The organism is Streptomyces sp. MP131-18 (genome assembly GCF_001984575.1).
GTDB classification, from domain to species: Bacteria; Actinomycetota; Actinomycetes; order Streptomycetales; family Streptomycetaceae; genus Streptomyces; species Streptomyces johnsoniae.
On the sequence record NZ_LZNS01000001.1, the window covers coordinates 6,977,359 to 6,987,673 of the forward strand.

1 protein-coding gene is annotated in these 10,315 nt (G+C 77.1%); it reads left to right on the forward strand.

The features are described 5' to 3' along the window. Nucleotides 1–10,315 (forward strand): type I polyketide synthase (locus STBA_RS31190; RefSeq protein WP_253195136.1); only part of this gene is annotated, 10,315 nt, incomplete at both ends.

The following is a 10,315-nucleotide window of genomic DNA, read 5'->3' on the forward strand; positions in this document are numbered from 1 at the left end:
GGGCAGCGCCACCGGCGTCTTCGCGGGCGTCATGTACCACGACTACGCTGCCCGGTTCCCGGCCGCGCCCGAGGGCTTCGAGGGCCACCTGCTGACCGGCAACACCGGAAGCGTCGCCTCCGGTCGCATCGCCTACACGTTCGGCCTCGAAGGCCCCGCGGTGACGGTCGACACGGCCTGTTCCTCCTCGCTGGTCGCCCTGCACTGGGCCGCGCAGTCGCTGCGAAGCGGCGAGTGCAGCATGGCGCTCGCGGGCGGCGTCACCGTGATGGCCACGCCCAACACCTTCGTCGAGTTCAGCAGGCAACGCGGGCTGTCCCCCGACGGCCGGTGCAAGCCGTTCGCCGAAGGGGCGGACGGCACCGGCTGGGCGGAAGGTGTCGGCATGCTGCTGCTTGAGCGGCTTTCTGACGCGCGGCGCAACGGGCATCAGGTGCTGGCGGTGGTCCGCGGTACCGCGGTGAACCAGGACGGGGCGAGCAACGGGCTGACGGCGCCGAACGGTCCGGCGCAGCAGCGGGTGATCCGTGCGGCGCTGGCCAACGCGGGTCTGTCCGCGGCCGAGGTGGACGCGGTGGAGGCGCACGGCACCGGCACCACGCTGGGTGATCCGATCGAGGCGCAGGCGGTCATCGCCACCTATGGTCAGGGCCGTGATCCCGAACGGCCGCTGTGGCTGGGTTCGTTGAAGTCGAACATCGGGCACAGCCAGGCCGCGTCCGGCGTCGCGGGCGTCATCAAGATGGTGCAGGCCATGCGGCACGGCGTGCTGCCCAGAACGCTCCACATCGACCGGCCTTCCTCCCACGTCGACTGGGAGGCGGGGCATGTGCGTCTCCTCACCGAGGAGACCGCCTGGCCGGAGACCGGACGCGCCCGGCGGGCCGCCGTCTCCTCCTTCGGCATCAGCGGCACCAACGCCCACGCCGTTCTCGAACTCCCCGCCGACACGCCCGCCGCACCCGACCGGGACACAGCGCCCGCCGCCGCGCCCGCCGCACCGTGGGTGCTGTCGGCGCGCTCCGCCGAGGCGCTGCGCGCCCAGGCCGCGCGGCTCGCCGACCACCTCGCCGCCCACCCCGGACTGCACCCCGCGGACGTCGGCCACGCCCTGGCCACCACGCGCGCCACGTTCGAACACCGTGCCGTGGCGCTGACCGGCGCCGACGCGCTGCCCGCGCTCGCCGCCGCGGACGAGCCGGGCACCGCGGGCGACCCGAGGCCCGGCGCCGTGCGGGGCACCGCGATCGACGGCGGCAAGGTCGTCTTCGTCTTCCCGGGGCAGGGCTCGCAGTGGGCCGGCATGGCCCTCGAACTGGCCGAGCAGTCACCGGTGTTCGCCAACTCCCTGCGCGCGTGCACGGACGCGCTCGCCCCCCACGTCGACTGGTCCCTGCCCGACGTGCTCGCCGAGCCGGGCGCGCCCCTGCTCGAGCGCGTCGACGTCGTGCAGCCCGCGCTGTTCGCCGTCATGGTGTCCCTCGCCGCGCTGTGGCGCTCCCACGGCGTGGAGCCGGCCGCCGTCGTCGGCCACAGCCAGGGCGAAATCGCCGCGGCCTGCGTCGCGGGCATCCTCACCCTCCAGGACGCCGCCGCCGTGGTCGCGCTGCGCAGCAAGGCGCTGCGCGCCCTGTCCGGGCTCGGCGGCATGGTGTCCGTCGCCGTCCCGGAGGAACGGGCGCTGCGCCTGATCGCCCGGTGGGACGGCAGGCTCGCCGTCGGGACGGTCAACGGGCCCGGCTCGGTCGTCGTCTCCGGCGAACTGGACGCGCTGGACGAGCTCCTCGCCGCCTGCGAGGCGGACGGCGTGCGCGCCCGGCGCATCGCCGTCGACTACGCGTCCCACTCGCCGCAGGTCGAGACGCTCCGCGCGGACATCCTCGCCGCGCTCGCGGACATCCGGCCCCGCCGGTCCGCCGTCCCGTTCCACTCCACCGTCACCGGTGCGCCCGTCGAAGGGCCGGAGCTGGACGCCGACTACTGGTTCCGCAACCTGCGCGGCACCGTCCGCTTCGGCGACACCGTCGCCGCCCTCCTCGACCGCGGCGACACGCTGTTCGTCGAGGTCAGCCCGCACCCGGTGCTGACCGTCGGCATGGCCGAGTCCGCCGACCTGGCCCAGGACCGCCGGGCCGCCGTGCTGGCGACGCTGCGGCGCGGCGAGGGCGGCCTGGACCGGTTCGTGGCGGCGCTCGCCGAGGCGTGGGTGCACGGCGCCCCCGTGAACTGGGCCGCGCAGCACGCCGCCACGGGCGCGCGCCGCGCGGAGCTGCCGACCTACGCGTTCCAGCGGGAACGCTACTGGCTCGACGCGCCCCCGCCGGCCGCGGCCCGTTCCGGGGCGGACTCCTGGCACTACCGCATCGGCTGGATACCGCTCCCCGACGCCCGCCCCGCCGCCCTGCCAGGGCGCTGGCTCGTCGTCGCGCCCGCAGGCCGCGCCGAGGACCCGCACGTCGCCGGCGCGGCGGCGGCTCTCGCGGAACGCGGCGCGGACGCCGTGCTCGTCACCGTGCCGTCCGGCGCCGGGCGGGAGGCGCTGGCCGCGCAGCTGGGCGAGGCCGCCGCGGAACCGGCCGCCGGCGTGCTGTCGCTGCTCGCGCTCGACGAAGGGCCGCACCCGGAGCACCCGGCGGCGCCCGCCGGGCTCGCCGCGACCTTCGCGCTCGTCCAGGCGCTCGGCGACGCGGGCGTGGCGGCCCCGCTGTGGCTTGCGACCCGCGGCGCCGTCTCCGCGGACCCCGGCGAAGCACCCGGCAGCGCCGTGCAGTCCCTCGTGTGGGGCCTCGGCCGCGTCGTCGCGCTGGAACACGCCGACCGCTGGGGCGGCCTGGTCGACCTGCCGCCCGAGTTCGATGCCGCCGCGGGTGCCCGGCTGACCGCCGCGCTCGCCGGAGTGCGCACCGCCGACGCCAAGCCCACCGACGCCCCCGAGGACCAGCTCGCGCTGCGCGCGGTCGGCACGTTCGTCCGCAGGCTCGTGCACGCCCCCGCCCGCGCCGTGCCGGAGGACCGCCGCTGGCGCCCGCGGGGCACCGCGCTCATCACCGGCGGCACCGGCGCGCTCGGCGCGCACGTCGCCCGCTGGCTGGCCCGCAACGGGGCCGAGCACCTGCTGCTGCTGTCCCGCAGCGGCGGCGAGGCGCCGGGCGCGGACGCGCTCACCGCCGAACTCACCGCTCTCGGCGCCAGCGTGACGATCGCGGCCTGCGACGCCGCGGACCGCGACGCGCTGGCCGCCGTCATCGCCGCGATCCCCGCCGAGCACCCGCTGACCGCCGTGATCCACACGGCGGCCGTCCTCGACGACGGCGTCGTCGACACCATCCGCCCGGCGCAGATCGAACGGGCCCTGCTCCCGAAGGCCGTCGCCGCCGTCAACCTGCACGAGCTGACCCGGCAGTTGCCGCTGGACGCGTTCGTGCTGTTCTCCTCCATCGCGGGCACCCTCGGCGTCCCCGGCCAGGGCAACTACGCCCCGGGCAACGCGTTCCTCGACGCGCTGGCCCAGGCCAGGCACGCCCATGGGCTGCCGGCCACCTCCATCGCCTGGGGCGCGTGGGCCGACGGCGGCATGGCCGCCCAGGACGACGTCGCCGACCTGCTGCGGCGGCACGGCCTGCCCGGCATGGCGCCGGAGCGGGCCCTCGCGGCGCTGCGGGACGCCGTCGACGCGGGCGACCCGTGCGTGGCGGTCGTGGAGATCGACTGGGAACGCTTCTTCCTCGCGTTCACCGCCTCCCGCACCCGGCCGCTGCTGCACGACATACCCGAGGTCAGGGCCATCCGCGCGGCCAACTCCCGCAGGGAGCAGGCCGAGCCGGGCGGCAACGCGCTCGCCCGCCGCCTCGCGGAGGCCACCGAGCACGAACGCGGGCGGCTCGTCCTGGACCTGGTGCGCGGCCACGTCGCGGCCGTCCTCGGGCACGAGGGCGCCGAAGCCGTCGCGGCCGGGCGGGCGTTCAAGGACCTCGGCTTCGACTCCCTGACCGGCGTCGAGATACGCAACCGCCTCAACGGCGCGACCGGCCTGCGGCTGCCCGCGACGGCCGTCTACGACTACCCCACGCCCGCGGCGCTCGCCGCCTACCTCCGCGCCGAACTCCTCGACGGCGCCGAGGGGCCCGGCGCCTCCCCGACCGCCGCGGGCCCGGCGGCCGGCACCGCGGGGGCGGCCGAGGACCCCGTCGTCATCGTCGCCATGAGCTGCCGTTTCCCCGGCGGCGCGAACAGCCCGGAACAGCTGTGGCAGCTGGTCAGCTCGGGCACCGACGCGATGACGCCGTTCCCCGAGGACCGCGGCTGGCGCCTCGACGGCCTGTTCGACCAGGACCCGGACGTGCCCGGCACCTCCTACGTGCGGGAGGGCGCGTTCCTCGACGGCGTCGCCGACTTCGACGCCGACTTCTTCGGCATCAGCCCGCGCGAGGCGCTGGCCATGGACCCGCAGCAGCGCCTGATGCTGGAACTCACCTGGGAGCTGTTCGAACGCGCGGGCATCGACCCGGGCACGCTCCGCGGCAGCCGTACCGCCGTCTACGCGGGCACCAACGGGCAGGACTACCCGGCGCTGCTGGCCGAGGCCGCGCAGGGCGGGCGCGTCGACGGCGCGCACGTCGCGGAGGGTTACCGTTCCACGGGCGCCGCGGCCAGCGTCATGTCCGGGCGCATCTCCTACGCGTTCGGCTTCGAGGGCCCGGCCGTCACCGTCGACACCGCCTGCTCCTCCGCGCTGGTCGCCCTGCACCTGGCCGCGCAGGCGCTGCGCGGCGGCGAGTGCGATCTGGCGCTCGCCGGCGCGGTCACCCTCATGTCGACGCCCGACCTGTTCGTCGAGTTCAGCAGGCAGCGCGGCCTCGCGGCCGACGGCCGGTGCAAGCCGTTCGCCGCCGCGGCCGACGGCACCGGCTGGGGCGAGGGCGCCGGAATCCTGCTGCTCGAACGTCTTTCGGACGCGCGGCGCAACGGGCACGAAGTGCTCGCCGTCGTCCGCGGCTCCGCCGTCAACCAGGACGGCGCGAGCAACGGCCTGACCGCGCCCAACGGGCCGTCCCAGCAGCGCTGCATCACCGCGGCCCTGACCGGGGCGGGCCTCGCCGCCGCCGACATCGACGCCGTCGAGGCGCACGGCACCGGGACCCGGCTGGGCGACCCCATCGAGGCGCAGGCCCTGCTGGCGACCTACGGCCGGGACCGTGACCCCGAACGGCCGCTGTGGCTGGGCTCGGTGAAGTCCAACATCGGCCACACCCAGGCCGCCGCGGGCGTCGCGGGCGTCATCAAGATGGTCGAGGCGATGCGGCACGGCGAACTGCCACGCTCCCTGCACCTCGACGCGCCGAGCCCGCACGTCGACTGGTCCTCGGGCGCCGTGCGTCCGCTGGCCCAGGCCGTGCCGTGGGAGGCCGTACCGGACCGGCCGCGCCGCTTCGGCGTCTCGTCGTTCGGCATCAGCGGCACCAACGCGCACGCCGTCATCGAGCAGGCGCCGCCCGCCCCGACCCCGGCCTCCACCGAGGAGCCGGCCCGCCACGCCGGGCCGGCCACCGGAACGTTCCGCCTGTCCGCGCGGAACGAGGCCGCGCTGCGCGCCCAGGCCCGCAGCCTGCACGCGTTCCTCGACACGGGCACCGGCACCGGCGCGGGGGAGGAGCCGCGCGGCGACGCCGACCTGGCGTTCACGCTGGCCACCGCCCGCGCCGCGCTGCCCGCCCGCGCCGTCGTCACCGCGGGCGGCCGGGACGACCTGCTGCGCGGCCTCGACGCGCTCGCCGCGGGGCGGCCCGCCGCCCACGTCGTCACCGGCACGGCCGCGGCCGATACCGCCGTGGCGTTCCTCTTCACAGGACAGGGCAGCCAGCGGCCCGGCATGGGCACCGAACTCGCCGCCGCCCACCCGGCGTTCGCCGCCGCGTTCGACGAGGTGTGCGCGGCCTTCGCCCCGCACCTGGACCGCCCGCTGCGCGCGGCCGTCGCCGACGCGGCCCTGCTCGATCGCACCGAGTACGCGCAGCCCGCGCTGTTCGCCCTCGAAGTGGCCCTCTTCCGGCTGCTGGAGAGCTGGGGCCTGGCCCCGCAGTTCCTCGCCGGCCACTCCATCGGCGAACTCGCCGCCGCCCACGCCGCCGGGGTGCTCGCGCTGCCCGACGCCGCGGCCCTCGTCGCCGCCCGCGGGCGGCTGATGCAGGCCCAGCGCGCCGACGGCGCGATGATCGCCGTCGAGGCAGGACCCGAGGAGATCACGCCGCTCCTCGCCGGACACGAGGACCGCGTGTCCATCGCCGCCGTCAACGGGCCTGCCTCGTCGGTGCTTTCCGGGGACGCCGGTCTCGTCGAGGAGCTGGCGGGGCACTGGCACGCCGCCGGCCGCAGGACCAAGCGGCTGCGGACCTCCCACGCCTTCCACTCCCCGCACCTGGACGGCATGCTCGACGCCTACCGGCAGATCGCCGAGTCCCTGCACTACGCCCCGCCGCGCATCCCCGTCGTCTCCACCGTCACCGGGCGGCCCCTGACGGCGGACGAGGCCCGCTCGCCCGCCTACTGGACCGGGCAGGTGCGCGCCACCGTCCGGTTCGCCGACGCCGTCGCCGCGCTGCACGCCGAGGGCGCCACCGCCTTCGTCGAACTCGGCCCCGACGCCGTCCTGTCCGGCGCCGTGCCCGACTGCCTGCCGCAGGACCGCGCCGCGCTGCCGTCCGTTCCGCTGCTCCGCGCCGACCGGCCCGAGCCGCGGGCCCTGGCCGCCGCGCTGGCGCGCCTCCATGTCCACGGCGTCGAGGCCGACCCGCACGCCCTGTTCGCCGGCACCGGCGCCCGGCTCCGCCCGCTGCCCACCTACGCGTTCCAGCGCAAGCGGTACTGGCCCACTGCGCCCGCCGCGCCCGCCGGTTCCGGCGCGGGCGCCGAGCCGTGGCGGCAGTGGCGCTACCGCGAGAGCTGGCTGCCGCTCGCCGCCCCCGGCGCCCCCGGCGGCCTGGCCGGCACCACCTGGCTCGCCCTGCTGCCCGCCGCCCCCGCGGCGCCGCACGCCGCGACGGCCGACGCCTGCCTGGAACGGCTCGCCGCCGACGGTGCCCGCGTCCTGACCGTCGCCGTCGACGACTCCGCCACCCGCGACACGCTGGCCGCCCGGCTGCGGGCCGAGACCGCGCAAGGGCCCGTCACCGGCGTTGTGTCGCTCCTCGCGTTCGACGAACGCCCGCACCCCGACGGGCCCGAGGTGCCCGCCGGGCTCGCGCACACCCTGGCCGCCGTGCAGGCCCTGGGCGACGCGGACTTCGCCGCGCCGCTGTGGCTCGTGACGCGGCACGCCGTCACCACCGGGCCCGACGACGCGCCACCCAGCGCGGAGCAGGCCATGACCTGGGGCCTCGGCCGCGTCGTCGGCCTCGAACACCCCGACCGGTGGGGCGGGTTGATCGACCTGCCGGACGACGACCCCGACGGGACGGGGCCCGCGCTGCTCGCCGCGGTCCTGGCCGGTCTGCCGGGAGACGCCCGCGACGAGGACCAACTCGCGGCGCGCGGCGGCACCCTGCACGCCAGGCGCCTGACGCACGCCCCCGTCACCGGCCCCGCCACCCCCTGGCGGCCGCGCGGTACCGTCCTCATCACCGGCGGCACCGGCGCGCTCGGCGCGCACGTCGCGCGCCGCCTCGCCCGCAACGGCGCCCCGCACCTCGTGCTCACCAGCCGCCGCGGCATCGCCGCCCCCGGCGCGGCCGAACTGGGCGACGAACTGACCGCCCTGGGCACGCAGGTCACCATCGCCGCCTGCGACCTGGCGGACCGTTCCGCCGTCGCCGCGCTGCTCGCCGAGCACCCGCCGTCCGCCGTCGTGCACGCGGCGGGCGTCAACGCGGGCGGTCCGCTGCCGGAGACGGACTCCGCGGCGCTGGCCGGGGCCGCGGCGGCCAAGGCCACGGGCGCCCGCCACCTCGACGAACTGCTCGGCGACACCCCGCTGGACGCCTTCGTGCTCTTCTCCTCCGTCGCGGGCGTGTGGGGCAGCGGCGGCCAGGGCGCCTACGCCGCCGCCAACGCGCACCTCGACGCGCTCGCCGCCCGCCGCAGGGCCCGCGGGCTGACGGCCACGGCCGTCGCCTGGGGCCCGTGGGCGGGCGGCGGGATGGCGCACGGCGACGCCGTGGCCAGGCTGCGGCAGCGCGGCGTTCCCGCGCTCGACCCGCAGGCCGCGGTCACCGCGCTCGAAGCGGTCCTCGCCGATGGCGGGGGCGACGCGGCCGTCGCGGACGTGCGCTGGGAGCTGTTCGCCCCCGCGTTCACCGCCGCCCGCGCCCGCCCGCTCATCGGCGGACTGCCGCAGGTCCGCGCCGCCCTCGACCCCGCTCCCCCCGCGGCGGGCGGCGAGCCGGGCGCGGCCACGCCGGGCGGACGCCTCGCCGCACTGCCCCCCGCGGACCGTGACCACGCCCTGCTCGACCTGGTCACCGAACACGTCGCGGCCGTGCTCGAACACGATTCGGCCGCCGGTATCGCCGCCGACCGGGCGTTCAAGGATCTCGGCTTCGACTCGCTGACGGCCGTGGAACTGCGCAACCGGCTCACCGCCGAAACCGGCCTGCGCCTGCCGACGACGCTCGTCTTCGACCACCCCACGCCCGCCGCGCTGACCGCACACCTGCGGGAGCAGGTCTTCGGCGACCCGGCGGCGGACCGGGCGGCGGACCCGGCCGGGAAGCGGGGCGCGGCGGGCAGTGGTGCGGGCGCCGCGGACGAGCCGATCGCGATCGTCGCGATGAGCTGCCGCTACCCGGGCGGGGTCGCCTCCCCCGAGGACCTGTGGCGGCTGGTCGCCGAGGGCGGCGACGCCGTCACGGAGTTCCCCACGGACCGCGGCTGGGACCTCGCGGCCCTGTACGACCCGGACCCGGAACGCTCCGGCACCTCCTACGTGCGGCACGGCGGATTCCTGCACGACGCCGCCGAGTTCGACCCGGGCGTGTTCGGGATCAGCCCGCGCGAGGCGCTGGCGATGGATCCGCAGCAGCGGCTGCTGCTCGAAGCGTCCTGGGAGACGTTCGAACGCGCCGGACTCGACGCCAGGGGCCTGCGCGGCCGTTCCGTCGGCGTGTTCGTCGGGGCCTCGCCCCAGGGCTACGGCGCTCGGCTCGACGGGGCCTCGGCGCCCCGGGAGATCGAGGGCTACCGGCTGACCGGCGGTGCCACCAGCGTGTTCTCCGGCCGCATCGCCTACAGCTTCGGCCTCGAAGGGCCCGCCGTGACCGTCGACACGGCCTGTTCCTCCTCGCTGGTCGCGCTGCACCTCGCGGCGCAGTCCCTGCGGCTCGGCGAGTGCGCCATGGCGCTCGCGGGCGGCGTCGCGGTCATGGCGACCCCGGAGGTGTTCACCGAGTTCAGCAGGCAGCGCGGCCTCGCGGCCGACGGCCGGTGCAAGCCGTTCGCCGAAGGGGCGGACGGTACCGGCTGGGCCGAGGGCGTCGGCGTGCTGCTGCTTGAGCGGCTTTCGGACGCGCGGCGCAACGGGCACCAGGTACTGGCCGTCGTCCGCGGTTCGGCCGTCAACCAGGACGGGGCGAGCAACGGGCTGACCGCGCCCAGCGGTCCCGCGCAGCAGCGGGTGATCCGTGCGGCGCTGGCCAACGCGGGTCTGTCCGCGGCCGAGGTGGACGCGGTGGAGGCGCACGGTACGGGTACGACGCTGGGTGATCCGATCGAGGCGCAGGCGTTGATTGCCACCTATGGTCAGGACCGTTCGGCGGAACGGCCGTTGTGGCTGGGGTCGTTGAAGTCGAATATTGGGCACAGCCAGGCGGCGGCGGGGGTCGGTGGTGTGATCAAGACCGTCATGGCGATGCGGCACGGGTTGCTGCCCAGGACCCTGCACGTGGACCGGCCGTCCTCCCACGTGGAGTGGGACGCGGGCGCCGTGCGGCTGCTGACCGAGGAGACCGCCTGGCCGGAGACCGGACGGCCGCGCCGCGCCGGGGTGTCCGCGTTCGGCATGAGCGGTACCAACGCCCACGCCGTCCTCGAACTCCCGGCGGCCGAACCGGCCGTGACCGGCGAAGCGCACGACGCGCCGCCGCAGGACGGGCCGCGGCCCGTCGCGCTGCCCGTCGTGCCGCTCGTCGTGTCGGCCGCCGACGAGGCCGCCCTCGCCACACAGACGGAACGGGTCCGCGCGGTCGCGGCATCCGCGGCCCGCCTGAAGGACGTCGGCCTGTCCCTGGCCGTCGGCCGCACCGCCCTGGAGCACCGGGCCGTGCTGCTCGGCGACGCCACCGTCACCGGCAGCGTCCAGCCGGGTGCGGGCCGCGTCGTGTTCGTC